The organism is Alteromonas sp. PRIM-21 (assembly GCF_027563165.1).
In the GTDB taxonomy this organism is placed as follows: Bacteria; Pseudomonadota; Gammaproteobacteria; order Enterobacterales; family Alteromonadaceae; genus Alteromonas; species Alteromonas macleodii_A.
Map to the genome: position 1 here is coordinate 1 of NZ_JADOEK010000018.1, position 24,705 is coordinate 24,705.

The following is a 24,705-nucleotide window of genomic DNA, read 5'->3' on the forward strand; positions in this document are numbered from 1 at the left end:
TTCAACTTGGTCTACAACTGCCAATTTAAAAGCGAGAGAATAATCTCGTTGAGTTCTTTTACTATCTGATTTCATAACACTCTCCAAATTAAGTTTGAAAAGTGTCAACGCTATTTAGGATGGGTCACGCATATAAAAAAGAGGCGCCTTAGCGCCTCTTTTTATTCTTAACCCATAAGCCATCAACGCTTAAGACAAAAGCTTGTCCTTGATGGTGTTAACCCACTCTACCACGTCTTTTTCTGGCTCTAGGGTTTCAATAGCATCAACTTCTAGCATATTAGTAACCGCGTTACCTTGCAGTTCAGTAAGTAATTCTTGGAATTGTTTACCTGCTCCACAAAAGCTTTCGCCATAGCTACTATCACCTAGCGCTGCAACAGCGAAAGGCTTGCCCGTTAGCATCGGTGATTCGTCTTTTAAATCTGAAAACACAAACTCTAGGTTAGGTGGAACATCGCCCTGACCTGTCGTTGAGGTGATAATTAACAGTGCGTCAGCATCAGTAAAATCGGCTACTGAAGGGTCGCTTTCGAGTGAACAATCTACTCCCTGCTCAGCTAAATTTTCTTCCACCTGCTCAGCTACGTGTTGCGCGTTACCGTATACTGTACCCGCAATAATTTTCAATGTTGCCATTTTTACCTCTTAAACCAATGATCGTCGCCCATGTCGACAGGCGGAAAGTATTTCTATCTTATCAAGCTAAACGGTTTTAACCTGTTTACGAATTGTTGCATTTCATTGTGCATCTCACCATTAATCGTTATCCATTTACCGCTAACAGGATGAGAAAAGCCCATATGAGTACAACTTAAGGCCAAATTATTAAAATTAAAGTGCTGTTTAGCGAATTTGTTTTGCTTCCCATCGCCGTGAGTTGTATCGCCAATAATGGGGTGACGAATGTGTACCATGTGTCTTCGAAGCTGGTGCTTACGCCCAGTACTGGGAGAAAGTTTTACTAAAGAATACCTAGCACTTTGGTATCTACCTACAGGCTCGGGCACTTCAAACTTTGCGAGTGACTCATACATAGTGGACGCTGGCTGAGGAGCTTGCTGTGGCCTTTTATGTTTGTCTGCAATTTTGTCATAACGGTACTTAAGGGCATAATCAATAAAGCCGGTATGGTTGACGAAGCCTCTAACCACAGCGTGATATACCTTAACCACCTGCTTATCCATCATTTGTTGGCCTAGCTTTGCCGCATTTTCTGAGCTAAAACTAAATACCAAAACGCCTGATGTAGGTCTATCTAAGCGGTGAGCTGGAAACACGTGCTTGCCGATTTGATCTCTAAGCGTCTGCACCGCAAAAACGGTTTCATGCCTATCTATAGGGCTCCTGTGTACTAGCAGGCCCGGGGGCTTATTTATCGCAATGATATGATCATCTTGGTATAAAACAGGCAAATGCAGAGAGCTCGCGCTGTCTTGTTCTTCAACATTGGCTTTTTGACTAGACTGCATTTCTAGGCGCTCTATTGCATCATCTGACAGGCCCTTCTGTGGGATACCTGAAGCTTGGCCTAGCTTACTCATCCAATGTCTCCACTGGCAATATCGTCAATATTTTTTAGCGCGGACAGAGTACTTTGATTCGCGGGTGATAAATATACTTCTGCTGCGGGTGTAATTTGCATCGCTGGTATAGGGTGCGATTGGCTCAGTAAAATGCGCATTTTGGGTATAAAAATAAAAGCTAGCCAAGCTTCAAAAGAAAAACAATCCGCTGCGAAAGGTACTTCACTTCCTATAGCATTTTTAAGCGCTTGGTCATTGGGTACTTCATCTGGCCAAACACCATCTTGCTGCATTACAGCTTCTAATTGCTCAAGTGCGTTGATGAAAGCTAAATGACGGCTACTATTCGCTTGATTCACTACTTCTCCGCTATCCTAATATGCTTCAATTTATAGCGCGCAGTATATCAGGGGCTTAAGGTCAACATAAGTCAGTGTGTTGTATCGTTGAAATTCTTCTGCTGTGATACCATTAATGAGGTTTGCTGATGGCCCCCTGCAAATATAAGCACGCCCTAGAGGTGGTTGATCTTTGCTGAACATCAAAGGTCTACGGACCTAGCAACATTTAATTAAAGCAGTATTTTGGAACGAGTTATGAGCGCTAACAGTATCAATTCTATCAGTGAGTTTTTGTTACACGCAGGCACTGAATATCATGTTTTTGATTTAGGTCGACGTATTGAACCCACAGATAATCAGACGTTTCTAGAAATAGAAAATGGCAGTGCTTACGCGCCCTACCCTCGTCAACAACATGCGTGGTTCGGTATTGTTTTTTGGAACAAAAATGCTTCTTCGCAACACTATATATGGTTTATAAAGCTGCCACTTGATGAGCAAGGCTTGGTCGTTGCAGCTGCTAGAAATCATTTTCTAGAGATTATTGTGGATGCATTAGGGAAGTCGATTGCAGAAGATACCGAAAATGCACAGCAATTGCCCGACAACCCTTACTCCTTCGTTCCGAACCAATCGCAACTTGCTCAGTTTAATGCGCTAGTCAAAAGCACGTTAAACCATCCCTTAAGCGAAGAAGCGCAGAAAGTTGAAGCTTACATCCAAGCCCCGCAGCTTGTGGATTGGCAACAAATATCTATGCAAAGCGTGGCAGATTTTATACATGGTTTCAGCAGGCACGCAAAGCGAGGTGTATTAGAAGAAGCAATTAAAGCCAATGTAGCACTTTACTCAGATGTGTTTGTTAATACGCTTATGGAGACAAGCGAGAGCGTTTCTTTGTCAGATAACTTATTGGCTATGTATTTGAGCAAAATTGATGATGGCGACGACATTAATCTAGCGGCTTTAAGAGGCACGTCTGAAGGAAGCTTTAACCCAACCATAAATAGTAAGCTACTAGACTTATTGAAAAATGAAAAAACGCAGCGTATCGATATTTTAAGTGTTATTGCGGCACGACATTTCGAGCAAATGGAACCGCTCCTACTTAGTACCTTTTTAGAACAAGCTGCAAAAGTTGACGAAAAAGAAGGTCACCAAGGCGCCTTATTTGCTGGTTTCTTTTCTGATTTAGTCCAAATTCCGAAATTACGCAGACAAGTACTTACGCTCCTACACTCAGACGCCAACTCGGATATTCTAAGCAAAGCATTTCAGCGGTTGTTTGCGCAGGCGAGAAAATAGATGACGTTACTTGAATTGGTCATATGGTTAACAATTGGTTTTACTGGCTATCAATTTTGGCGTATTCGGGCTATTTCAGAACGCACAAACGCTTATCTAAACCAATACTGCGATAAACATGGTCTGCAATTGTTAAGTGTAGCAAGGGCTAAAACTCGGTTCTCATTTAAATTTGGTAAACCAGACTGGCACAGCTTATTTTACTTTGAGTTTTCAAGTAATGGTGAAGACAGGTATACGGGCGAAGTCGAATTGATAGGCGTAAGAGTTATGCGAACCGAAGTACCTCCGCATAGGGTGTAGATGCTTATGCTCAGGGGGTTACAGATTTTTCAGTACTAAGAAATAATTTTCAGAAAACTGGAAAATAGGCTTCCCAAAACCGCCAAAAAAAAGGGGAACCTGACGGCTCCCCTTTTTCCTGGAATTTTGAGTATCCTTCTCCGCGATCCTTTGCGACTAAAATCTTCCCGATTAAAATCCGTATACGCCCCTTTCCATCTACTCTCGCGACTTCCTGTGCGAGCTACACTTCCATGCGTAGGTCCCTTTCCTTTTTTCCTTTGTTACTGCACATCCTACATGCAGTGTTCCTCATCCTGAGGCTGTCCTTGTCAGACTCCGCTGACCTTCCCTTCCTTCGTCCTTTATTTGCTGCACATCCTGCTACAGCTTTGCTAATCCTTTAGCATGTCCCTCTTTCATCCTTGGTTTGCTCGTCCATGCAAACTAGAAATTCCTTAGAGGCCGCCTTGCCTTTGGCTCCTTGCCACTAGCTCCCTGCTAGCTTTGTCCTTATCCATGCTACATCCTGTCTGTGACATTCCTATCACACATGCTATCCATGAAATCCGTTCGTTCCCTTCAGTCCTTTGTCACTTCCTTGTTTCGCAATTCCCTACTGCGTCCCTTCCTTTTACTCACAACCTTGTGAGAATCTCTTCCTTAAGTTGTCCTAATTTATTCCTTTAATAAATTCCTGACTCAATCCATGACTCGTCGTGTTTCCTTGTGACATGTTCATAGTATCCCTTCCAAGTATTACCGCCATATTGAATTACAGAGATTTAAGAAAAGTTTTTGTACGACTTTTGACTAACAAGAAAAAGTCCTTAAAAAACAAAGGCTGTATACTTTAGTATGAATAACTCTTTCAGAATTTAGGTAAGATCACTCACAGCATTTGTAGGAAATGTCTTACAAACGCTGTGGTAAATTTGGCGTAAAGATTGGAACTGTTTTTGGCGATATTCTGATAGGTGCACTGTTTTGAATAATAAAGCATCATTTCTGTCTAAACATGACTTCCCCCTGAACATGGGAAAGGCTTAGTTGTCCAACAACCTGGTAGTTATCGTCGTTAAAAAACGTACGATGTTTATCTACGGTCACAAATACCGAAACGCCTTCGCTTTTGTCGTCTTCTTCGACAACACTGTCGATGGCGCCTAGCAATATATGCCCAAGACCGTGGTGTTGATAATCAGGATGCACCGCAATAAAACTCAACATATGAAAATTATCTGCAGGTACTAACGCTCTTACTTTCTCTTCTTTTTCCAGCATTTGTTTGGTGCCGAATAAACCTGCGGTTAGCAGCATTCTCAATCGCCAGTGCCAGTAACGCCCTGCTCCAAATGCCGCATCTGGTGCGGTAAGGCATGCCACTGCAATCAATCTATCTTCGTCAAATAAACCAATCATGGGCTGCTCTGCTACCCAAAATGCGTTAAGTTCCTCGCGAATGGCTGAACGAAGGCGACTTTCATAACCTTCTTTTTCCGCCTGAAAGATATCGATAAATAAGGGGTCGTCCACATAAGCATTGTAAAGTATAGATGCTGCGACTTTGAGATCGTCAACTGAAAGGTAAATCGCTTTGACTGTGTCTTGCAAGGGGGCTAACGCGTTATTGTGGGCATCGGTGTTCATAAGGGGCTCCTTGTACGCAAAGCTGTTTAGTTATTTTTACCAGTCTCAGTAAAAGTTCGGTAAAATAAGAACAAGTGGTCAACACGGCACTCACTTTATTTTCGCGCCATCACCCACTCACACTGTCTAAACTTTAGCCTACTTGAAAACCCCTTTCATGTTAACTTTTAATTAACATTTAACTTTTCATCAATTTCTACATCGCTACACATTTGCAAAATCACCAATTAGTGCATTAGGCTGTATGCGCTATCGCCCCACCCGACTAAGCTACTATTTCTAAAAACAAGGGGCGTACACTCATCTTTCGTCGTTATACCATCGCCCATTGTTTTTTGCGTGCGGTAATATAGTACGCGATATGTACCATCTTGCTTTTCAAACAGCTCGTTAAAGTCTGCAACGCCCATTTTTCTTAAAACACTTTCATAGCTTGTGCCCGTCTCAAGATTTGCGATATGTTTGCGATTATTAAACTCTCTATCTTCCCAATCAGCGCCATAGTGGCTATCTGACCCGCCCCCTACAGATACGACACAGCCAGAAAGCAAAACAGAAGATGCTAAAGCTACAGAAAGAAGAACCGTTTTCATGTGAATTCCTTAAATATTGTGTGTTGTTTTTTATTTTTAAATTAACAGCCTAATGGCCTTTCAGTTGCAAACCTTACAATTGCAAACATTGTCAGTACTTATAACCATGTAGAGTATTACGCCTACTATGTGAATTGACACTGAATGCTGACTGCACCGATTATTTTTCATCCACTTGATGGTGTGAAAAAACGTGATGCAAAACTAAATAAACAAGAATAGTACCAAAAGCATATCCTTCTGATTTATATAAACTTTATTTACCACTCAACTTTTACACATTTGAAAAGTAGTGAAATCAGCAACTTATTAGTGAAATTGACTATGTGAACGAGCTACACTAGCTACAATCGCGACCTAAAAACTTTTTACTCTCATGTCAAATTCGAACTTACAGCAACTTCACGTTTTATGTCTTCAAATGCATCAAGAAGGCAAAACGCCAACGGTAGGCATTTTAAGGTCTAAAGCCCCATTCAAGGTGTCAGTTACAGAAGCTATTGAAGCAATTAAGCGTTTCAATGCACATAAGCCTCAGCTTGACGTCACGGGCAAAGAAGCCCAATCTGCACAAAGTACTTCGTTAAATACACATCGACCAGACAGCCTTCAAGCGCGTGTGGAAACATTAGAAAAGGAAGTCGCTGAATTAAAACAGGCACTACTTAAATTGATGGATGCTCAGTAAACACTAATGCGAACAAAGAAAGTAGTGACTGTTTGTAGGTGGGTTATATAAAGGCGTTATTTTCAAGCACGAGGAGTGAGTTGCTCAAGAAATACGGCTAGAGATGGGGCAAGTATTTTAGCAGGCTCCCTTCCTACTTGTTCTAATGCAACTTCACCGCTTTCGTTGACAACCGTTAATATAAAATCCTCTTCGTCTGTTAACCCGAAAAACAACGTAGGTGCTTGTTTGAGCCTTTGCTTCATTAACAAGTGGCCGATTAAATTCTGTTGTAGCCTTTCAAAGTCTTCGCTATTAAACACTTGAAGCAATTCGCAGTTACCTTGAGGTGCCATTGCCTTTAAATTGTCACTGTAATAACGAGTGAAAAACTGACAATAATCTGGGTTGAGCGTTAAGGTCAGTGCTTCTTCAACATTATCGAAAGAGTGTGGAGGAGATTGCAGCACGGGAGCCCAACTGACAAGCTCACCGTCATTCGCACTATTTTTATAGCAAGGCGATGGCCACTCGCTGTCAAATTCGATTTTTAATCCCTTAACTTCAGCTTGTTCGACATAAGATGATACAAATTTATCTAATTGTGCAGGAATTGTTAGAGCCATTTTGACGTTACCCTCGTATTTTTGGGGTACACTATACAACTAAACAGTTAAGTCAATACTCGGCTTGCTTAGGCTGTGCTGCTAGTTCATAACGCACCCTCGTAAAATTACGCTGTAGCAGCACGCCAGTTAGCACTTTAAGTAGATAGATGAAAGGTTCTTATGTCGACTGACAATTCGCCTCAAAAAATTATTATCTCAGCACCTGATGACCTGTCTCTGGGCAAACAGGTCGATTATGAATTTGAATACAACCCAAGCTTATTGCAAGGGGTACCTCGCAGTTTAAGTCGAGATACGTTATCCCTTAACGATTCAGAATTACCGTTTGACGGAATAGACACTTGGACGGGATATGAACTTTCTTGGCTTAATGAAAAAGGAAAGCCTAATGTGGCAATTTTGGAGTGTCACGTTCCAATAACTTCCCCAAACCTTATTGAATCAAAATCGTTCAAGCTATATTTGAACAGTTTCAACCAATCAAAGCTTGCTTCACCAGAAGAGGTTCAAAAAGTTCTCCAAGCTGATCTATCTAAATGTGCAGGGGAGCAGGTTCAGGTAAAACTCATTCTTCCTCAACAGTTTACCGCATTGCAGTTTAAGGAATTCGAGGGAATATTATTAGATAACCTTGATGTGGAAATCGAGCAATACTCACCTAACACACAATATTTAGCGGTTACCGAGAATAATGCCGATACCAAGGAGACTTTGGTTTCTCATTTACTTAAATCTAATTGTTTAATCACAAGTCAGCCAGATTGGGCTAGTATTCAGATTAGATATGAAGGAAAAGCCATTGATCACGAAGGGCTTTTAAAATATCTGGTTAGCTTTAGGCAGCACAATGAATTTCATGAGCAATGCGTTGAGCGTATTTACAACGATATTATGCAGCATTGTAAGCCCGCTAAATTAACAGTGTGTGCTCGTTATACCCGGCGCGGGGGGTTAGATATCAACCCTTTCCGTTCGAATTTCGAAGCACCTTATGCTAACCATCGTCAGGCGCGTCAGTAATACAGCGATGAAGCACACAAACAAAAGCTAACTAAATCGCAACGGTAATTGCGAGTTAGAACAAAGACGAGATTATGGAAGCAAAACAACTACAAGCCCTAAAACAAAATAACGCGCTTCTTTGTCAGTTTATCGTGAGGCTCTCAGCATTTTATGAGGGCTTTTCCGATAAAATAGATTCCGAACTCAAAGTGCTGCGCGGTCATCTTTCAGGTACACCTAATTTTAGCCTTGCCGCTGTAAGCATTGAGAAGCTCAACAAATCTCTTCAGCGTCAAGAAATCACTTTAAGAAAGTACAGTGTTGACACCGTTTCGTCGCTGGAAGATGCAATGAAACAGTTGCAGAAAATTGTCTTTGAAGACAACGAATTGAAAAGCCTTACTACACAAGAGTTAATTAAACTAAACCAGCCTGTAGGCGATATCTTCAGTATCTATAAGCTTTACGCCAAAGCCATTGCGCTTCACCGCATTGCGCTGAATAAAGAAATGATAGGGCTTGAACCTTCTAATGAGATTGGAAGCTCCGCAGAGGTACAGCAAAATGTCCCTACTCGTTCGGTACAAGACGACAATCCACATTACCGTTCAATTCTCGTTGAACTCAATCATCTCATCGCTTCTTATGCACAAAAGAAACAGAACGACCAGCAGCTAAACGATATCAAGCAACGTCTTGATGAGGGCATGAGTGAAGACCAGTTGCTTAAAAGCTGCGTAGTTATTTTGCGAATGATTGTGCAAGATGCAATGTCTGAAGCAAGCCTAACTGGCAAAGTTATACAGAGCCTTCATCGTTCACTTGGTGAAGTCAGTAACGACGTTAATATAGCCATAGAAGATAGCCAAGCGCAGTTCGAACAGCGCAAAGCCGGTACAGAACAGATTAAACGGCACATTAGTTATATTGAAGAAACTGTTTCAGAGAGCGAATCATTAGAATCCCTCAAAGAGAAAACCCAGCTTCGCGTAGAAAAACTTGTAGCAACGTTAAGCGAACAGCAAGACAACGACGAGCAGGGGCAAGAAGCGCTTTTGGCACTGCTATCGTCCATGCAATCGCGCATTGATACATTGCAACAGCAAACCAGCGTTTATAAAAAGAAGCTAGCTGAACAAGCGATGCAAAGTCGTACCGACCCGCTCACTCGTTTACCAAATAGACAAGCTTATAACGAGAAACTGGATGCCGCTTTCGCTAACTATAAGGAAGATGGGACAACACTCGCCGTTGCCGTAGTAGATATTGATCATTTCAAATCGATCAACGATAGATTTGGTCATGCCGCCGGTGACAAAACTCTTCAAGTGGTAAGTAAGTTTTTGAAACAGAACCTTTCTGAAAAAGACTTTGTCGCACGGTGGGGAGGCGAAGAGTTCGTGATGCTACTGCCTGAATCACAGATGACAGAGATTGACGAAAAGCTTAATGAAATTAGAACTAAACTAGCTGCTATGCCGTTTAAATTTAAGCAAGAGAAAGTCAAAATTACTGCATCATTTGGCGCGACCTGCTTTGGTAAAGAAGACACAACAGAAACGGTTTTCGAACGCGCGGATGAATACCTTTACAAAGCGAAGCGAAACGGCCGCAATCTTGTAGTAACTGATTTAAGCACTGACTTATAAGGTGTGAAGTATGAAGAAAGTTCAGCTTAATCCCGTTGGCTCAATGAGTCAGCTTTCGCAAGTGGAAGTATCCCGCCTCCAAGATGCAACAAATAGCGAGCTCTTCTCCATGTTTAGAAACTGCAGCCTCGCAGTATTAAACAGCGGTGTGGATGAAGACAATTTTGAAGCGCTTTTCGCCCCTTTTGAAAATTTTGAAATAAAACTCATCCGCCGTGAGCGAGGCGTAAAGATCGAACTTATTAATCCACCAGAAGTTGCATTTGTAGACGAAAAGCTTGTTCGCGGTGTTCATGAACACTTATTTGCTGTACTGCGTGATTTACTTTACATGGGCAACAAGTATGCATTTCTCCATCAAACAGCGACTGCTGAAGGAAGTGAGATCACCGATATGGTGTTTGACATGCTACGTCACGCTAAAGCCCTTGAAGGTAACGATAGCGTGAATACTATAGTGTGCTGGGGCGGTCACTCTATCAATCAAGTCGAATATAAATACACGAAAGAAGTAGGCTATCAGTTAGGCCTGCGCGATATGAATATTTGCACTGGGTGCGGACCAGGCGCAATGAAAGGCCCCATGAAAGGGGCGACGATAGGTCATGCCAAGCAACGTCACAAATCCGGTCGATACATTGGTATTTCTGAACCCAGTATTATTGCCGCAGAACCACCTAATGCGATTGTGAACGAGCTCATTATCATGCCAGATATTGAAAAGCGATTAGAAGCCTTCGTGAGATTAGGGCACGGCATCATTGTATTTCCAGGCGGTGTAGGAACAGCTGAGGAACTGCTTTATTTACTTGGGATATTGATGAATGAGCGCAATGCGCAACAACCATTCCCTTTTATACTAACCGGTCCTGCAGGCAGCGAAGAGTATTTCGAAGCAATAGATACTTTTGTAGGGGCCACGCTAGGCGCACAAGCCCAGTCAAAATATCAGATTATCGTGGATGACCCTGAAGAAGTCGCCCGTACTATGAGTAAACACCTTGAAAAAGTCCGAAAATTTAGAGGGGCGATGGGTGATGCTTTCAGCTTTAACTGGTCACTTAAAATCGAACAGGACTTCCAACAACCCTTCATACCCACTCACGAAAGTATGGCAGCACTACAGCTTCATTTAGATCAAAGTAAAAGCGATCTTGCTGCAAATTTGCGTAAAGCATTTTCAGGCATTGTTGCCGGGAATGTAAAGGCCGAAGGCATCGCACAAATTAAAGAACACGGTCCCTTCGAGCTTACCGGCGATAGTACACTTATGGACAAAGTGGATACATTATTAGAGTCATTTGTAAAACAGCACAGAATGAAGCTTCCCGGCAGTGCCTACGAACCTTGTTATGTTGTAAAAAATGGCTAACCTAGCAAATTAAGAAGGTGACGCATTTGCTTACGTTTACTACTTATGTTTAATAGGCGTTTTAAGGTACACTTGCCTAGAGTATTGTTAAACAGAAAAATGTTACGAGCTGCAAGTTTACCTTGTTAAATGGTCATGCTTTTGGGCACTGATGTCCCTCACTAACATTTGAGTACAGAAAACGAGAAGTAACGGTCATGAATACCAAGGTTATTCGTCTAATTTTAGCTGGCGTCGCGTTATACGCGGTGTTTGTTTTTATGGTCATCGCCTTTTACCCTGATAAACCTGAAAATATGGATTGGAAAGACCGTGAAGAGTACAACCGCGTTCAAATTACTAAGCTGAAGTTGGGCAGTACACGAGAAGAGGTGCTTGCTTTGCTTGGCTCTCCTGACATCACAGAAGCTAAAAGGCAAGGTGCTACAGCGATTCAGGTTATGTTTTTTAGAACCCAGCATGTACGTGCAGACGGTTTAACAACACAAGATGAGTGTACGCCTTTACTGTTCGAAAACGATAAGCTTATAGCTTGGGGTGAAGGGGCTTACTCTAGCTATCAAAAAAGTTAAAAGGATGGGGAGTGACCGGCATCATTTCCACACTTAAACGCCTTATTCATATAGGCGAAGCTGAGTTATCAGTCGAGCAGCGTATTAATCATTGGTTAAAAAACGCAAAACGGATATTGACGTTAGTTAATGCAAACCCAGCCCTAGCTGCGGCCACCCTTCACATCGATAACGACTTACCTAAAGACACGCAACAACTTTTGCTATTGGCACTGTTTGGCAAGCTCTGTCGATTTAACGACCATTACCTACAGCACGTTCTCGCGTCTCTACTTGCCACCTTTTGGCTATCAAGCGCTAAAACACCACGAGATAGCATTCCTGAAGTCATTCGCTTTTTGCGTAAACACAATCTGGCCATTTGGCAAGATACGGTAAAATTGCAAAAAGCCTTTCAGACGGGAAAATACATTAACTTTATCGCAGATAACCGACTAAACCTAGCGCAGAGACTTAGCCTTCTCTCTGGTGTTTTCGCAACAAATGCGAAAAAAAACGATTACCAAACGGTGTTTACCCACATAGCCTGTCGCCTCCCTGCCTATCATCGCCATCATATCGCACCGCTTATTCAGCTATTCGAAGGTTCGCTTCCTGGATCAAAAGTTTTTGCTAATGGTGTGCCTGGCGCGTTGGTAGATGTTCAGCAAAATCATGGTTATGTATTTACGCTCAGCAAGGATGACGAAGATGGTAAATGGCTTCCTTTATCGGCTATTCAAGCTCCGGTGCTTTTATCATTACCCTTTGAGCATTTTATAGCACTGTATACAGACACCGCCAATGCCAGAGCGAATCAGGGCGGCACTCCGTACCTGCCTTCAACATTCGCTATTCAACACCCCCCAAAAGCGCTTATTACCATTATCGACGAATTGCAAAAGCAAGATGTGGTGATTGAACAACTGTGTGAAAAAATTGAAAAAGTCCCCACTTTTAATCATTTTTTGATGCTCACTGCGAGTCAAGACAACAGATTGCAACTGCCAGTGAAAAGCATAAAACAAGCTGTATTAACCTACGGTATAGAACGAGTGGGCGACATGCTTATTCAGTTCGCTCTTTTAGAGCGGCTAACGCAAAATCAATTTCCACTTATGGGAATGTGTAAGCAAATAACCTTACTAGCGTGCTCATTTTCTAGCTACTTTGCACAAATTGTAGATTCGAAGTTTACGCCGCAGTCGGCAGCCTTAACGATGACTTTTATTTGCACTCCCCTATTCACACTCCCAGGTTTCAAAGTATCTAAATCCTTGCCTGTTCGCCTCGACAATATCGTATCTATTAATAACGCGTTTAAAGTGAAGTCCGATACGCCTTGGCTAGCAATAGCGTCGGAACTCGCTGGTAGTTGGCACCAGAGTTCTACCTGGCGCGCGGTAATACATCAATGTGGAAAAGCGAGCACCGAAGTTCCAAAATCGATTCAAAAAGAACAGGCAGTCTTGGTGTTGAGCTTTTCACTTGCGAAAGCATGCTTATTTAATCAGGATGTTTATACGTTACTGCAAGATATTAACGCGAAAACCCTTTTAAGGATTTTAAGCTTAGAACCCAATGATGTTCTCAGTGCGCTTGAGTCTAACGGACAGCTACTTTTTTGTCCCCTCCCTTTATAGCGGATTAAGAACCTTACCACCTCAATTTATCTTTACGAATGGCTATAACTTAGGCCAGCTATCGGGTAAAATACTGCTACTTTTGCTGTGCTTTACCCTTTTTCCCTACATTTTCCATTATAATATATAAGCAGGCAAAATTTGGCACTTCACGCGCCAAACTAATAACTGAATAAACCTAACGATTTTGATAACAGAATTACCAGAGGATCCCTCCACATGACTCAGCAACGTATTACAGTCATTCGCGGTGACGGCATTGGCCCGGACATTATCGATGCGACCACAAAAATTCTAGATAAGGTTGGCTGTGACTTTGCCTATGACTATGCCGATGCGGGCTTAGTTGCACTGGAAGAACATGGCGAGCTTCTACCTCAAGAAACACTAGACCTTATCGCAAAAAATAAAGTTGCGCTTAAAGGCCCTTTAACTACGCCAGTTGGTGAAGGCTTTACGTCTATCAACGTTAGTCTTCGCAAGCAGTTTAAACTGTACGCTAACCTACGCCCGGTAATGTCTTTTAAAGGCACAAAAGCACGTTACGAAGATATTGATATCATCACTGTACGTGAAAACACTCAGGGTATGTACTCTGGTCTCGGGCAAGTTGTTTCAGAAGACGGCAACGAAGCTGAAGCAATGAGTAAGATTACTCGTGACGGCGCTGAGAAAATCGTAACTTTCGCTTATGAGCTAGCACGTCGTGAAGGCCGTAAGAAAGTAACAGCGGTTCACAAAGCAAACATTCTTAAGTCAACATCAGGTCTATTCCTAAAAGTTGCCCGTGAAGTTGGCGAGCGTTATCCAGACATCGAATCTGCTGAGATGATTGTAGATAACTGCTGCATGCAGCTTGTCATGAACCCTCATCAGTTTGACGTTATCGTCACCACTAACCTTTTCGGTGACATCCTTTCAGACCTGTGTGCGGGTCTTGTTGGTGGTCTTGGTATGGCACCAGGCGCAAACATTGGTGAAGACTGTGCAATCTTTGAAGCTGTTCACGGTAGTGCTCCAGATATCGCGGGTAAAAACCTTGCGAACCCTACATCTGTAGTACTTGCTGCAGCGCAAATGCTTGAATACCTAAACATGGGTGATAAAGCAGAGAAAATTCGCGCAGCATTGAAAGACGTTATTGAATCTGGTGACCGCACCACTCGCGACCTTGGTGGTGAAGCCGGTACAACAGAATTTACCCAAGCGCTTCTTGATCGTCTATAAGCGTCTTGTGCTGTAGCACTGTTATTATTTTAAAACGGGCTTTCTAGCCCGTTTTTTTATACATTACCCTCCACTTCCCGAATAAAAACTGTACTAAAACTGGACTACCGCTTTTTTAGCCCGCCTCTATTATCTTGCTTGTACACGCAGAGGTGCTTCGCGCTTTATTACTAATCGCTACATCGAATAGACTCTAATCTTTATGCCAAGTTAGATTCGATAGTTTTAAGACTAGAAAGCGTCAGAGCACTGTGGGTACATAACTTTAATCCCATTTAGCTAAAACGTAATACCAGAAAAACAGGTCGCGTATTTAGCAACACATACAAGGAAAGATGATGAAAAAATTAATCTCTGGCTTACTCGTTCTATCAGCGTTAGCTATTCAAGCTCCTGTGGTTCATGCTGAAGTAGAAAGTAATAAGCAAACACAGCATAAAGAAACAAACCTACAGCAGCGCATCGACTTAAACTCAGCGACCGTGGAGCAGTTAATTTCGCTACCAGGTGTTGGTCAGTCCAAAGCAAAAGCGATTGTTAAGTACCGCGAGGAAGTGGGGCCGTTTCTTGAAGTCGCGCAACTAACCCAGGTAAAAGGCATTGGCGAAAAAATGCTAAGCAAGATAGAAAATCATGTGCGTGTTAAGTAAATGACATTAGCTTAACGACTCTAAACGATAATCTATTAGTTAGTCTAGCGGCGTTCAAAGAGTGATTAAAAAAAAATGCGCCAATATCGGCGCATTTTTATATTACTTATAGCTTCCGAAATACTCTATTATTTCACTACCGACGCTAGGTACTCTTTAAACTCATCACCTAAAGAAGGATGGCGTAATGCATATTCTACATTAGCTTTCATGTAGCCTAACTTGCTTCCGCAATCGTGGCTCTTCCCTTTCATGTAGTAAGCATCTACTTGTTCAAGCTTCATCAGTGCATCAATAGCATCAGTAAGTTGAACTTCGCCGCCCGCACCTGGTGGTGTAAACTCTAGCAAGTCCCAAATTTTTTCTGAAAGCACATATCTACCTACTACAGCTAGGTCTGAAGGCGCTTCGTCACGAGGTGGTTTTTCAACCATTGCGTGAATTTTCGCTGAGTCACCTGGAGTGATAGCCGCGCCATCAAGATCAGCAATACCAAACTTAGAAATATCTTCTTCTGGTACCTGCTCAACCATAACTTGGCTAACACGGCTAGTATTGAATTTGGCTACCATATCAGCAAGGTTATCCTTTTTAGGATCGCTTGCCACATCGTCGATTATCACGTCAGGAAGCACGACAGCAAATGGAGCATCACCGATTAACGGGCGAGCGCATAATACAGCGTGACCTAACCCGTTAGCTACGCCTTGACGGATATGCATGATAGTTACGTCTTTCGGACAAATTGACTGAACTTCTTCTAAAAGTTGACGCTTAACACGCTTTTCAAGCGTTGCTTCAAGTTCAAATGAAGTATCAAAGTGGTTCTCAATGCTGTTCTTACTAGCGTGAGTTACTAGAATAATTTCCTTTACACCAGCCGCAACACATTCACTAACAACGTACTGAATTAGTGGCTTATCAACCACAGGTAACATCTCTTTAGGGATAGCTTTCGTTGCCGGAAGCATTCTCGTCCCAAGACCTGCTACAGGAATTACCGCTTTTTTAACCTGACTCATAAGTTAATATCCTTTTTTAAAATCCTAGTTACTCGCTTAAGACGGCGCTTTGCCGTCATTTATTTCTTAAGCTTATCTATATTCGCTATTATACAAAAGAGTAATGCAATCGATGTTCCAATTACCCTTTTAGAGCATTTGTGTCTTGAAAATGGGCATTACGGTTATTTTTCACTCATTAATGCACAAAACTTGGGATAAATAATATCTAATGCACCAATACAGTGAAAGCGCAGTGAGTATATTTTTCACTTTACTTACGGACCATTCGTTTAGAAGTAGCTGATTAGCGACGCTTATTTAACACACTTTTTTGATTGAATAGGACCGCCGGTGCGCATAAAACCATCTTTTAACCCGTGACGCATATACTGACCTCTCACTTTACCCTGCCTAAAGCAAAATCGATTAACAAGATACCTTACGGGTATTGCACAAACATGACGAAGCTTCCAATAAAGCGGAACGTAGCTACGTCGGGCTAGAATAAGCACGTTGCGAAATTGATAGTAGAGTCTAATTGGAGTACCTTGTTTAAACATAACGCCACATACTTTTACCCTATCATCGCCTTGCCGATGAGGCATACAAGCACTTAATGACTGGTAAATGGCCATACCCTTTGCTCGAGCTCGCCAGCACCATTCGTGATCAACACCATCAATGAAAAGTGCCTCTTCCTTTCCGCCCACTCTCTCAAAAGCCCGACGAGAGATAAGCATGCCCGAGGCAATAATTTGTTTCACTTCTTTCAAGCTATTGGAGATTTTTTTACCTTTTTGAAGCACACCCTGATCAACACAATCAGAAAATTGACAGTAAATAGAGGGACCTATTGCGGCGATAGGCGCTTCTTTCTCCAAAGTAGTAAACTGGCGTAATAATTCATTGGCAATGCTGGGTGTAAACTGGCTATCTTGGTCGAGCAGGAAAGCGTATTCAACACCTTTATCAAAGAGCTTTTCCAAACCTATGTTTTGAGCTTTGGCAATACCCAAATTGGTTCCGCAATGAATGTAAGTGCAGAGAGATGTATTCAAACGCTCATCAGTGTTGGCAGAATTATCGACCAATACTAAATCCCACTCAGGCGCCGAAAAAGCCTTAATCACATTATTAAGGTGCCCTATATCGGGGTTATAGAGAATTACGACAATCCCTGTTTTCAATGCTTACCAAACCTCTCTAACAAATGTCTGTCGAGCTTATATGCTAATTTAACCACTTTCCCTGGCATTAAGCGCAGTGATAAGACACCGCAAGCATAAAAAAAGTTATAGGGTGAAAATTGTCTTAGTTTGGTGATTGCAAAGATGCGCGCTTTAAACTCATTGAGAGACTTGCTCAGCCCACGTCGCTTATAGAAGTTATTTACTCTTCTAAACTTTAATAATCGGTCCTTCAGATTTCTAAAGATATAACCTTGCGAAGCTAGCGAAACCCAGAAAAAATAATCTTGGGTGTTAAGTAGGTCGCCATTGTATCTGTGGCCGTCATGAAACACGCTATAACGGATCACCACTGTAGGGTGATTTAGCGAGCAGCGCCTAGGTAGTATTCGGGTTATTTGTTTGTGCGAAGCGGGCATTACTCTCGCACCCACCTTTTTTCCACTTTCGTTTATCTCAGTAAGCGCTGAACCGAGTACGGAAATATTGCTATGCCGATTTAGGTAAGTGATTTGGCGCAAAAGTCGGTACTCTTCAGAGATATCGTCTGCGTCCATTCTCACGAAATAAGAGGGGTCAAACTGCAAACCAAAATCAATAGCAGAGTTCATGCTACTTGCAAGGCCGATATTTTGGCTATTTTGCGCTAAAATAATTCTATCGTCATTCTTTGCAGCTTCTTGAAGTACTTGAGTTATAGGCTCTGGTACCGGCCCGTCAATAACAATGATGAAGAGAAAATCGGTATAGGTCTGGCCTGTTATACTTTCGATGGCCTCTCGCAGCCATCTCGCATTGTCGGCTTGATAAACGGCCATTGCGACAATCGATTCAACATGCTTTTTTTTGTTTTCGTTGTGAATGACGGAGAATTGATTTATCAAGAATTATTTACCAGCAATAAAAATAACAGAGAAAATAAAAGCGCTTTTATGCGCTTCTTTTTCGACGGTATGTTACAGAGATTTCATGCAACCTGCTATGAGTTTTACCGAATCTACGTCCTGACTCGCTTAATAAAGCGAAGTACGCTCCATATATGCTGAATCACTAGACTATAAACAACTAGAAGCCCAATGAAACCATAAAACATGACCGCTTCAGGTACTTGATAAACTTCGCCTAGGATACCGATAAGGCAATAGCACGCACCTAGGCACAATATTGCTACCAATGACTGCCGACTGCTTAACCCTGCTCGCATGAAAATATTGTGAAGATGCTGCCTGTCTGGTTTCAACATAGACTGCCCCTTGCGCGCACGGCGATACATGATTGCAGCCATATCCATCAAAGGAAGCCCAACAAGCCACACTGCCGTTATAGGCCTAAACGCAGCCGTTTCACCTTGGGTATGATCAACAAGCAGCCATACAATCGTGAGACCGACAAACATACTGCCGGCATCGCCCATAAATATCTTGTTCCCTTTGAACCCTTTCCAACTCAGGTTAAACGCCAAGAAAGGAACAATAGCTGCCACAATAATAAGTGGCTCCATTATAGAGGCGCCATTACCAGTGAAAATTAAAAAACCTGCCACGGTAAGCAAAATAACTAAGCTCATACCGCCTGCAAGACCATCAATGCCGTCTATCATGTTAAACGCATTGATAACGCCAACAACACAAATAATGGTGAAGAAATAGCCACCTAGGTCGAGCAGCACCTCGCCGGTGCCAAAGATATTGCCTAACGACGTAATATAATTCTGCGCACTCCATGCCATGATGGCGGCCACGCCAAATTGACACATAAGGCGACCTTTCGCACTTAAGTCAAAGCGGTCGTCCAGCATACCAAGCAATACTACAAAAGCAGATGCGGTAAAGAACAGCGGGTTATTTTTCATCCACACATCGGTGGCGACGCTTGCAACAAGTACGGCCATAAATATAGCCACGCCCCCCGTTAAAGGGACAATACCTGCGTGGCGTTTACGTGCTGTAGGTTGATCAACTAAGCCAAACTGATGCGCTAGAGGCGTCATCACCACTAAAAGAATTAGGGCTACGAAAAATGCAGTAAAAAGCGGGACGAACTGCAAGTACGCTAGCATAAAACACACAACCTCTCGTCACCGGTTACCGAAACACGCGAGTTTTCCAGCTTGACCAATGCACTTGTAAATTTGTTTAAAAAGCTCAATATCGATTCCATATTTTTACAACTTCCATTTCTTCCAGCGCGATGAGGGTTTATCTTTATAACTATGCGGGTCGAAAACTGCCATATGATATAAAACATTTGTTTAAGTAACCACCCCAATTGCAAAATTATCGTTTCAAAACATTTCGTAATAGTTACAGTTACAGCTGCGATCACCCCGCACAGCGATTACGCTAATTGCCACATGAAACCGTTTCGTGATACCTCAGTTACTCGCAAATACAAAATGTAGACGTACCACAAGCGCAATTATTTCACTAAGTATTAAATTTCCTACTCATTGTGAACTTTCCAATAACAATATAGTCATTTTGAAGTCTTAAACCTCAGCGCCACTGCGATAGCAAACATGCTTTTTTTAAAACTTATGTTATCCTAGCGCGAAATTGCTATATGGATATGAAAGCTAATGTTCAAACAATTCCAACGTTTAATTTTGCCGTTCGCACTAATTGTGAGCGCCGCAGGGTGTACTAACTCACCTACAGTTACCGAAGCTGACATACCCTTGGTGCACTCTTCTCTTGCATATTCCCTAGCACCGGAAAAAGAGTCTGCAATAAATATTCCAAAAGCCAATATTTATTTTGATAAAAAGGAATCTTTTTCAATACGCTTTGGCGGCTATGATTACGCAGCCACCAAACACTACATTTCAGCCACCGGCAACAAGTGTATCCGCTTTTCTTTACAAGACAGTGACTCTGTTCAGACGGGCGCGCAGCGCAAAGTAACCACTTGCCAGCGGGATGGGCGATGGAAAGTCGTTTCTCCTCTCGTAGTTTCGGCAACCGCGCAAGGTGAATAAGTTAATGAAGTTTATGGATATAAAAAACACAATCAAAACGCTTTCAGTAACAGCGTGTTCAGCAGTAGTTGGCTGCCTTCTTTTGCAACCTGTTTTCGCACAAAGTGTCGAACAACTACAGCAACTAAGAGAAAGGGCTCAACAATCGCAGAGCGGAGGTGTTACACAATCGGTCTCTCCTCTGAGTATATCAACGCAACGAACTTTACCTGGCGCTACAGACTCAGCAAGTTCTATGGGGCAATTTTCCACTCAGCCGCGAAACGGTGTAAATTTACCTGGAGAGCCTACTATTGATACGGTTTTCCCTGCTCAACCCCCTATGGAAAATCCTCCATTTGCTGCGAACCTATTTATTGGTGGCTTTGAGTCAGAGCGCAGTTCAGGCTTAAACGACAATTACTTGGTTGCGCCTGGCGACAAGATAAATATTTGGTTATGGGGCGCGGTCAATTTCTCTAGCGTAGTTACCGTCGACAACCAAGGCAATATCTTTATTCCTAACATCGGCCCTATCCGCGTTGCGAATACACCGGCAGGTAGTGTAAACCAGACAGTTACTGCAAAGATTAGGCAAGTCTACACAAACGACGTGAATGTCTACGTAAACCTACTGACATCGACACCAGTATCTATATTTGTATCAGGGCCAGTATTGCGCCCCGGCCAATACGCAGGCCTTGCTTCAGATAGTGTGCTCTATTATTTAAAACGTGCAGGCGGCATCGACTTCCAGCGCGGCAGTTTTAGGCAAATAGATGTGGTTCGCAATGGTAAGGTTGTAGCAACCGCAGACTTGTATGCCTTTTTTAGAAGTGGAAAGCTTCCAGAGGTATCCTTTAAAGACGGCGACACTATTTTAGTGCACCCAATTGGCAACACTATCGTTGTTGAAACCGGAGCCCGTAATAGCTTTACCTTTGAATTTCTAAATGAAGAGCTTAACGGTGGTGTAGTTAACTACTTTGCACGTCCTGGTGAATTCGCTTCTCATGCCTCAGTATCAGGTGTTCGCAATAATAAACAGTTCGCACGTTATTTAGATTTAAAAGAGTTCGCTTCTTTAGAGCTAAGCGCAGGCGACACGGTAGAATACATTGCAGATCATGAGCCGCAAATATACCGAATCAATGTTGCTGGCGCTTTCGCAGGCGCATCACAAATCATGGTTGATAAAGGCGCACGCTTACTTGACGTGTTAGACCATATTGAAGCTGATACCACGCTCTCTGACACACAAAATATCTACCTACTTAGAGAAAGTGTTGCCGTCAAACAAAAGGAAATTATTGAAGAAGGCCTACAGCGTCTTGAGAGAAGCATGTATACCGCGCCGATAAGTTCGACTGGTGAAGGTGCTATACGCGCTCAAGAAGCACAGCTTGTTGCAGACTTTATTGCGCGAGCAAGGCAAGTAGAGCCCCAAGGCCGTGTTGTCGTATCTGAAAACGGCGACATAGCTAATATTTTACTTGAACCTAACGACACCATCGTCATTCCTGAAGTGACTGACTTGATACATGTAGGCGGTGAAGTACTACTACCGCAATCTGTAGTATTTAACCCAGATGCAACGACTGAAGATTATGTAGCTTGGGCTGGCGGCTTTACCGAACGCGCTGAAGACGAGCGTATACTTATTGTTCGCAAAAACGGTAACGTCACTTTTTCAAGCGTGAACGACTCATTCCTTTCAAGCGACGAAAGCAAGCTTGAGCCAGGGGATCAGATTATCGTTCTGCCTGCAATTGATACCAAAGTACTGCAAGCTGTTAAAGACATTACTCAAATTGTTTATCAAATTGCTATTGCAGCTAACGTTGCTACTAACTAAGCATGGTAACTTTTAAAGATCAGCTCTATGCATGGAGGGGCGTAATTTTTGCGCTTTTCCTGCGTGAGCTTCAAAGTAAATTTAACGATAAATTTGGCTTGGGCTGGGCATTTTTAGAGCCCTTTGCATTTATTTTCGCGCTGTCATACCTGCGCGGACTGATCAGTGGCGATGATATCCACTCTATCCCTCTCTTTCTGTTTATGATGATCGGAATGGTTGGACTGCAGTCTCTGACTACATGCCTACAATCAGTTTCAACGTCCGTGCGAAGAAATAAGCCGCTCTATGCGTTCAGACAGGTTCAACCTATTTCAGCAATACTCACAGCTGGCTTCCTCGAGTTTTCTGTAAAGGTAGTGGTTGTCGCATTACTATGCCTTGCGCTTTACCTGATGGGTGAGACCTTTACGGTAAACGACCCATTGCTGCTGATATCTTTATTTCTACTTTTATGGGTATTCTCTATATCCATTGGGATGATCTTTGCTATTGCTGCCGCATTCGTACCAGAAGTCGATAAAATTAAATCAATGCTAACTCGCCCGTTAATGTTTATTTCGTGCGTATTTTTCAGCCTGCAAGACTTGCCCGAAGAGTATTGGCCGTATCTGACGTGGAACCCGCTTGTACATTTCAATGAGCTCGCGCGCTATGCATGCTTCGAGTCCTACGGGACCAAAGGGGTGTCATTAAGTTTTGTTGTAGAAATTACCATCGCCTTCTTATTTCTAAGCCTTTCGATGTACCACATCACGTGGAAGAGGGTGCTATCTCGATGATCAGAATAGAAAACTTAACAAAGAGCTATCCCAGTAAAATGGGCCCTCAGTATATATTTAAAAACTTAAATTTTGATTTTCCAACCGAGAATAACGTCGCGATTCTAGGTAAAAATGGTGCGGGTAAGTCAACCCTTTTCCGCATGCTAGCGAAAAGTGAATACCCCGACAAAGGCCGCGTTTTAACAAACAAATCTATGTCGTGGCCGGTGGCTCTGCAAACGGGTGTGCACCCGCAAATGACCGGGCGTGAAAACACGCGCTTTGTGGGAAGAATCAACAATGTTAAATCGCTTCCTGAATACGAAGAAAAGGTGCAACAGTTCGCTGAGTTGGGCAAACGCTTTGATTTACCGGTCAAAACTTACTCGTCGGGCATGCGCGCCAAATTGGTGTTTGCATGCTGCATGAATATTAATTTCGATATTTACCTTATCGATGAAGCGACATCAGTAGGCGATCCGCTTTTCAGAAAAAAAGCGCGTTTATCGCTTAAGGAAAAAAGCGAGCAGGCCGGCGTTATCATGGTGAGCCATGAGCTTGACCAAATACGCGAATTCTGTACCTCTGCCGTCATCATTGACGATGGAAAACTCACTTATTATCACGATCTCGAAGAAGGCATCGACGTTTATACGCAGGATGCAGACAATAAGAAATCACTTAAATAGGTTCAAATCACAGTGGAAAAATCTCTTACACAGCTCAATGCCCTTCTAAGTAAACACAAAATGCTGTTGCTTGTACTTCCTTGGGTACTGTATGCCGCCTATCTTGTTCTATGGGCGGCACCACAATACGAAAGTAAAAGTCAGCTTATCGTTAAATCAAGCGATGGCGGCAGCAGCTTTGACCCGTCTTCTCTATTAATGGCAGCCGGCGTATCTGGCGCATCAGGCGGCACGGAAAGCCAGCTTGTAGAAGCGTATATTCAATCTGCCGATATGATTAAGTATCTGGATGACACTATTGGTCTTCGAGAGCATTACATGTCCGACAAAGCTGATATGTTCAGCGGCCTGTCGTCTTCTCATAAGCAAGAAGACTTTTACCAGTTTTACTTGGATCATATTGAGGTAAGCGTTGATTCAGCGTCTTCCGTAATTAGCCTGCGTACCCGTGCTTTCGACGCAGAATACGCCCAAATAATCAACCAGGCTATTGTTGATAAGGCAGAAGAGTTTATTAACAACATCAATAACAACTTAGCGAAATCAAAGCTTACCTTTGCCAAAGGCGAGCATGAGATTGTTGAGCAAAAGCTTCAACAAGCAAAGACGGAAATTTTAGGTTTTCAATCTAAATACAACGTGCTTGACCCTACAGCTGAAGGCGCAGCGTTTCAGCAGATTGCTTTTTCATTAGAAGCAACCCTTGCTCAGAAAAAAGCTGAGCTAAGTACCATGTCCACTATGATGTCTAATGTTGCACCTGAAGTCATTAACATTAAACGTGAAATAGCCGCCCTACAAAAAGAAGTAGAAAAGCAGAAAGAGCGCATTAGTACTGCTGAAGGAGAAAGTGAGGCTCTGTCAGTGAGTGAGCTTATGGCGCAATACAGTAACCTTCAGGTTCAGCTACAGCTCGCTATTCAAGCGTATTCTTCATCGCTTATCACCCTTGAAAATGCGCGCGTAGAGGCGTATCAAAAGTTGCAACATTTGGTCACGGTAGAATCGCCTACCCTTCCAGACGATAATGCTTACCCAACGGTTATCTATAACCTAGTTCTTTTCGGTGTGTCATTGCTGCTTATCTACGGAATTGTAAGAATTGTAGTGGCAACCATCCGCGAACTTTAGGTTTTCCCTTTCAAGTAAACCATACTGTCAAT

The 24,705-nt window shown here is 42.7% G+C and carries 25 protein-coding genes; 15 read left to right on the forward strand and 10 right to left on the reverse strand.

Going from position 1 to position 24,705, the window contains the following annotated elements; all coding sequences use genetic code 11:
• Positions 1 to 189 precede the first annotated feature (189 nt).
• From IW644_RS18330 to IW644_RS18340, 3 genes are all read right to left on the reverse strand, one after another.
• A complete protein-coding gene (locus tag IW644_RS18330) occupies positions 190 to 639 on the reverse strand; it encodes a flavodoxin (protein ID WP_179982595.1) in 450 nt (149 codons plus the stop codon).
• 53 nt (positions 640 to 692) lie between these two features.
• Positions 693 to 1,472 (reverse strand): tRNA pseudouridine(65) synthase TruC, encoded by a 780-nt coding sequence (gene truC / locus IW644_RS18335; RefSeq protein ID WP_269918850.1) that lies wholly within the window; start codon positions 1,470 to 1,472, stop codon positions 693 to 695.
• A 68-nt stretch (positions 1,473 to 1,540) separates the two neighbouring features.
• Positions 1,541 to 1,885: a YqcC family protein gene (locus tag IW644_RS18340; RefSeq protein ID WP_269918812.1), complete on the reverse strand. Its 345-nt coding sequence runs from the start codon at positions 1,883 to 1,885 to the stop codon at positions 1,541 to 1,543.
• 237 nt (positions 1,886 to 2,122) lie between these two features.
• Here IW644_RS18340 and IW644_RS18345 point away from each other — a divergent pair, with 237 nt between their 5' ends.
• Complete coding sequence (locus tag IW644_RS18345; protein WP_269918813.1) at positions 2,123 to 3,172, forward strand: DUF3549 family protein; 1,050 nt, start codon at positions 2,123 to 2,125, stop codon at positions 3,170 to 3,172.
• Positions 3,173 to 3,475: a DUF3301 domain-containing protein gene (locus IW644_RS18350; protein ID WP_269918814.1), complete on the forward strand. Its 303-nt coding sequence runs from the start codon at positions 3,173 to 3,175 to the stop codon at positions 3,473 to 3,475.
• Between the two features lie 981 nt (positions 3,476 to 4,456).
• On the opposite strand, the gene IW644_RS18355 is transcribed toward IW644_RS18350, so the two are convergent.
• Positions 4,457 to 5,104, reverse strand: a complete 648-nt coding sequence (locus IW644_RS18355) for a GNAT family N-acetyltransferase (RefSeq protein WP_179982591.1) — start codon at positions 5,102 to 5,104, stop codon at positions 4,457 to 4,459.
• A gap of 227 nt (positions 5,105 to 5,331) precedes the next feature.
• Entirely contained in the window at positions 5,332 to 5,697 is a 366-nt protein-coding gene (locus tag IW644_RS18360; RefSeq protein WP_179982590.1) for a DUF3192 domain-containing protein, read from the reverse strand.
• Positions 5,698 to 6,073: 376 nt separating this feature from the next.
• Here IW644_RS18360 and IW644_RS18365 point away from each other — a divergent pair, with 376 nt between their 5' ends.
• Positions 6,074 to 6,385 (forward strand): hypothetical protein, encoded by a 312-nt coding sequence (locus IW644_RS18365; protein ID WP_269918815.1) that lies wholly within the window; start codon positions 6,074 to 6,076, stop codon positions 6,383 to 6,385.
• 62 nt (positions 6,386 to 6,447) lie between these two features.
• On the opposite strand, the gene syd is transcribed toward IW644_RS18365, so the two are convergent.
• A complete protein-coding gene (gene syd, locus IW644_RS18370; RefSeq protein WP_269918816.1) occupies positions 6,448 to 6,990 on the reverse strand; it encodes a SecY-interacting protein in 543 nt (180 codons plus the stop codon).
• A gap of 162 nt (positions 6,991 to 7,152) precedes the next feature.
• Between syd and queF the strand changes: the two genes are divergently transcribed.
• The 7 genes from queF (at position 7,153) to IW644_RS18405 (ending at position 15,087) form a co-directional block, all read left to right on the forward strand.
• Positions 7,153 to 8,013, forward strand: coding sequence for an NADPH-dependent 7-cyano-7-deazaguanine reductase QueF (gene queF / locus IW644_RS18375; RefSeq protein WP_269918817.1), 861 nt, complete (start codon positions 7,153 to 7,155; stop codon positions 8,011 to 8,013).
• A gap of 74 nt (positions 8,014 to 8,087) precedes the next feature.
• Entirely contained in the window at positions 8,088 to 9,644 is a 1,557-nt protein-coding gene (locus IW644_RS18380) for a diguanylate cyclase (protein ID WP_269918818.1), read from the forward strand.
• A 10-nt stretch (positions 9,645 to 9,654) separates the two neighbouring features.
• Positions 9,655 to 11,016 carry a nucleotide 5'-monophosphate nucleosidase PpnN gene (ppnN, locus tag IW644_RS18385; protein WP_269918819.1) on the forward strand — a complete coding sequence of 454 codons (1,362 nt, stop codon included), beginning with the start codon at positions 9,655 to 9,657 and terminating at the stop codon, positions 11,014 to 11,016.
• Positions 11,017 to 11,213: 197 nt separating this feature from the next.
• Positions 11,214 to 11,588, forward strand: coding sequence for a DUF3192 domain-containing protein (locus tag IW644_RS18390; RefSeq protein ID WP_269918820.1), 375 nt, complete (start codon positions 11,214 to 11,216; stop codon positions 11,586 to 11,588).
• Between the two features lie 11 nt (positions 11,589 to 11,599).
• Positions 11,600 to 13,210 (forward strand): histidine kinase, encoded by a 1,611-nt coding sequence (locus IW644_RS18395; RefSeq protein ID WP_269918821.1) that lies wholly within the window; start codon positions 11,600 to 11,602, stop codon positions 13,208 to 13,210.
• Between the two features lie 219 nt (positions 13,211 to 13,429).
• Entirely contained in the window at positions 13,430 to 14,437 is a 1,008-nt protein-coding gene (locus tag IW644_RS18400) for an isocitrate dehydrogenase (protein WP_012517475.1), read from the forward strand.
• A gap of 338 nt (positions 14,438 to 14,775) precedes the next feature.
• On the forward strand, positions 14,776 to 15,087 hold the full coding sequence (locus IW644_RS18405; protein WP_269918822.1) for a ComEA family DNA-binding protein: 312 nt from the start codon (positions 14,776 to 14,778) through the stop codon (positions 15,085 to 15,087).
• A gap of 128 nt (positions 15,088 to 15,215) precedes the next feature.
• On the opposite strand, the gene galU is transcribed toward IW644_RS18405, so the two are convergent.
• The 4 genes from galU to wecA all read right to left on the reverse strand — a co-directional run bounded on the left by galU (position 15,216) and on the right by wecA (position 19,337).
• Positions 15,216 to 16,109, reverse strand: coding sequence for a UTP--glucose-1-phosphate uridylyltransferase GalU (gene galU, locus IW644_RS18410; RefSeq protein WP_118490083.1), 894 nt, complete (start codon positions 16,107 to 16,109; stop codon positions 15,216 to 15,218).
• 296 nt (positions 16,110 to 16,405) lie between these two features.
• Positions 16,406 to 17,278 (reverse strand): glycosyltransferase family 2 protein, encoded by an 873-nt coding sequence (locus IW644_RS18415; RefSeq protein ID WP_269918823.1) that lies wholly within the window; start codon positions 17,276 to 17,278, stop codon positions 16,406 to 16,408.
• Positions 17,275 to 18,162, reverse strand: a complete 888-nt coding sequence (locus IW644_RS18420) for a glycosyltransferase (RefSeq protein WP_269918824.1) — start codon at positions 18,160 to 18,162, stop codon at positions 17,275 to 17,277. The genes IW644_RS18415 and IW644_RS18420 overlap by 4 nt, the downstream gene beginning before the upstream one ends.
• Before the next feature lie 113 nt (positions 18,163 to 18,275).
• A complete protein-coding gene (gene wecA, locus IW644_RS18425) occupies positions 18,276 to 19,337 on the reverse strand; it encodes a UDP-N-acetylglucosamine--undecaprenyl-phosphate N-acetylglucosaminephosphotransferase (protein WP_269918825.1) in 1,062 nt (353 codons plus the stop codon).
• 519 nt (positions 19,338 to 19,856) lie between these two features.
• Here wecA and IW644_RS18430 point away from each other — a divergent pair.
• The 5 genes from IW644_RS18430 to IW644_RS18450 are packed head-to-tail and all read left to right on the forward strand — an operon-like array spanning position 19,857 to position 24,673.
• Entirely contained in the window at positions 19,857 to 20,255 is a 399-nt protein-coding gene (locus IW644_RS18430; RefSeq protein ID WP_179982578.1) for a hypothetical protein, read from the forward strand.
• Between the two features lie 4 nt (positions 20,256 to 20,259).
• Positions 20,260 to 22,089, forward strand: coding sequence for a polysaccharide biosynthesis/export family protein (locus IW644_RS18435; RefSeq protein ID WP_269918826.1), 1,830 nt, complete (start codon positions 20,260 to 20,262; stop codon positions 22,087 to 22,089).
• A 2-nt stretch (positions 22,090 to 22,091) separates the two neighbouring features.
• On the forward strand, positions 22,092 to 22,871 hold the full coding sequence (locus tag IW644_RS18440; protein ID WP_269918827.1) for an ABC transporter permease: 780 nt from the start codon (positions 22,092 to 22,094) through the stop codon (positions 22,869 to 22,871).
• Positions 22,868 to 23,542: an ABC transporter ATP-binding protein gene (locus tag IW644_RS18445; protein WP_269918828.1), complete on the forward strand. Its 675-nt coding sequence runs from the start codon at positions 22,868 to 22,870 to the stop codon at positions 23,540 to 23,542. Before IW644_RS18440 ends, IW644_RS18445 begins: the two co-directional genes overlap by 4 nt.
• A gap of 12 nt (positions 23,543 to 23,554) precedes the next feature.
• Positions 23,555 to 24,673, forward strand: coding sequence for a capsule biosynthesis protein (locus tag IW644_RS18450; RefSeq protein WP_269918829.1), 1,119 nt, complete (start codon positions 23,555 to 23,557; stop codon positions 24,671 to 24,673).
• Positions 24,674 to 24,705 lie beyond the last annotated feature (32 nt).

Excerpts from the sequence above, each read along its gene's own strand:
- syd (WP_269918816.1), bottom strand. The coding sequence starts at position 6,990 with ATGGCTCTAACAATTCCTGCACAATTAGATAAATTTGTATCATCTTAT.
- IW644_RS18440 (WP_269918827.1), top strand. The coding sequence starts at position 22,092 with ATGGTAACTTTTAAAGATCAGCTCTATGCATGGAGGGGCGTAATTTTT.
- IW644_RS18430 (WP_179982578.1), top strand. The coding sequence starts at position 19,857 with ATGTTCAAACAATTCCAACGTTTAATTTTGCCGTTCGCACTAATTGTG.
- IW644_RS18390 (WP_269918820.1), top strand. The coding sequence starts at position 11,214 with ATGAATACCAAGGTTATTCGTCTAATTTTAGCTGGCGTCGCGTTATAC.
- IW644_RS18445 (WP_269918828.1), top strand. The coding sequence starts at position 22,868 with ATGATCAGAATAGAAAACTTAACAAAGAGCTATCCCAGTAAAATGGGC.
- ppnN (WP_269918819.1), top strand. The coding sequence starts at position 9,655 with ATGAAGAAAGTTCAGCTTAATCCCGTTGGCTCAATGAGTCAGCTTTCG.
- IW644_RS18360 (WP_179982590.1), bottom strand. The coding sequence starts at position 5,697 with ATGAAAACGGTTCTTCTTTCTGTAGCTTTAGCATCTTCTGTTTTGCTT.
- IW644_RS18380 (WP_269918818.1), top strand. The coding sequence starts at position 8,088 with ATGGAAGCAAAACAACTACAAGCCCTAAAACAAAATAACGCGCTTCTT.
- truC (WP_269918850.1), bottom strand. The coding sequence starts at position 1,472 with ATGCAGTCTAGTCAAAAAGCCAATGTTGAAGAACAAGACAGCGCGAGC.
- IW644_RS18345 (WP_269918813.1), top strand. The coding sequence starts at position 2,123 with ATGAGCGCTAACAGTATCAATTCTATCAGTGAGTTTTTGTTACACGCA.
- IW644_RS18350 (WP_269918814.1), top strand. The coding sequence starts at position 3,173 with ATGACGTTACTTGAATTGGTCATATGGTTAACAATTGGTTTTACTGGC.
- wecA (WP_269918825.1), bottom strand. The coding sequence starts at position 19,337 with ATGCTAGCGTACTTGCAGTTCGTCCCGCTTTTTACTGCATTTTTCGTA.
- IW644_RS18435 (WP_269918826.1), top strand. The coding sequence starts at position 20,260 with ATGAAGTTTATGGATATAAAAAACACAATCAAAACGCTTTCAGTAACA.
- IW644_RS18365 (WP_269918815.1), top strand. The coding sequence starts at position 6,074 with ATGTCAAATTCGAACTTACAGCAACTTCACGTTTTATGTCTTCAAATG.
- IW644_RS18355 (WP_179982591.1), bottom strand. The coding sequence starts at position 5,104 with ATGAACACCGATGCCCACAATAACGCGTTAGCCCCCTTGCAAGACACA.
- IW644_RS18400 (WP_012517475.1), top strand. The coding sequence starts at position 13,430 with ATGACTCAGCAACGTATTACAGTCATTCGCGGTGACGGCATTGGCCCG.
- IW644_RS18330 (WP_179982595.1), bottom strand. The coding sequence starts at position 639 with ATGGCAACATTGAAAATTATTGCGGGTACAGTATACGGTAACGCGCAA.
- queF (WP_269918817.1), top strand. The coding sequence starts at position 7,153 with ATGTCGACTGACAATTCGCCTCAAAAAATTATTATCTCAGCACCTGAT.
- IW644_RS18405 (WP_269918822.1), top strand. The coding sequence starts at position 14,776 with ATGAAAAAATTAATCTCTGGCTTACTCGTTCTATCAGCGTTAGCTATT.
- galU (WP_118490083.1), bottom strand. The coding sequence starts at position 16,109 with ATGAGTCAGGTTAAAAAAGCGGTAATTCCTGTAGCAGGTCTTGGGACG.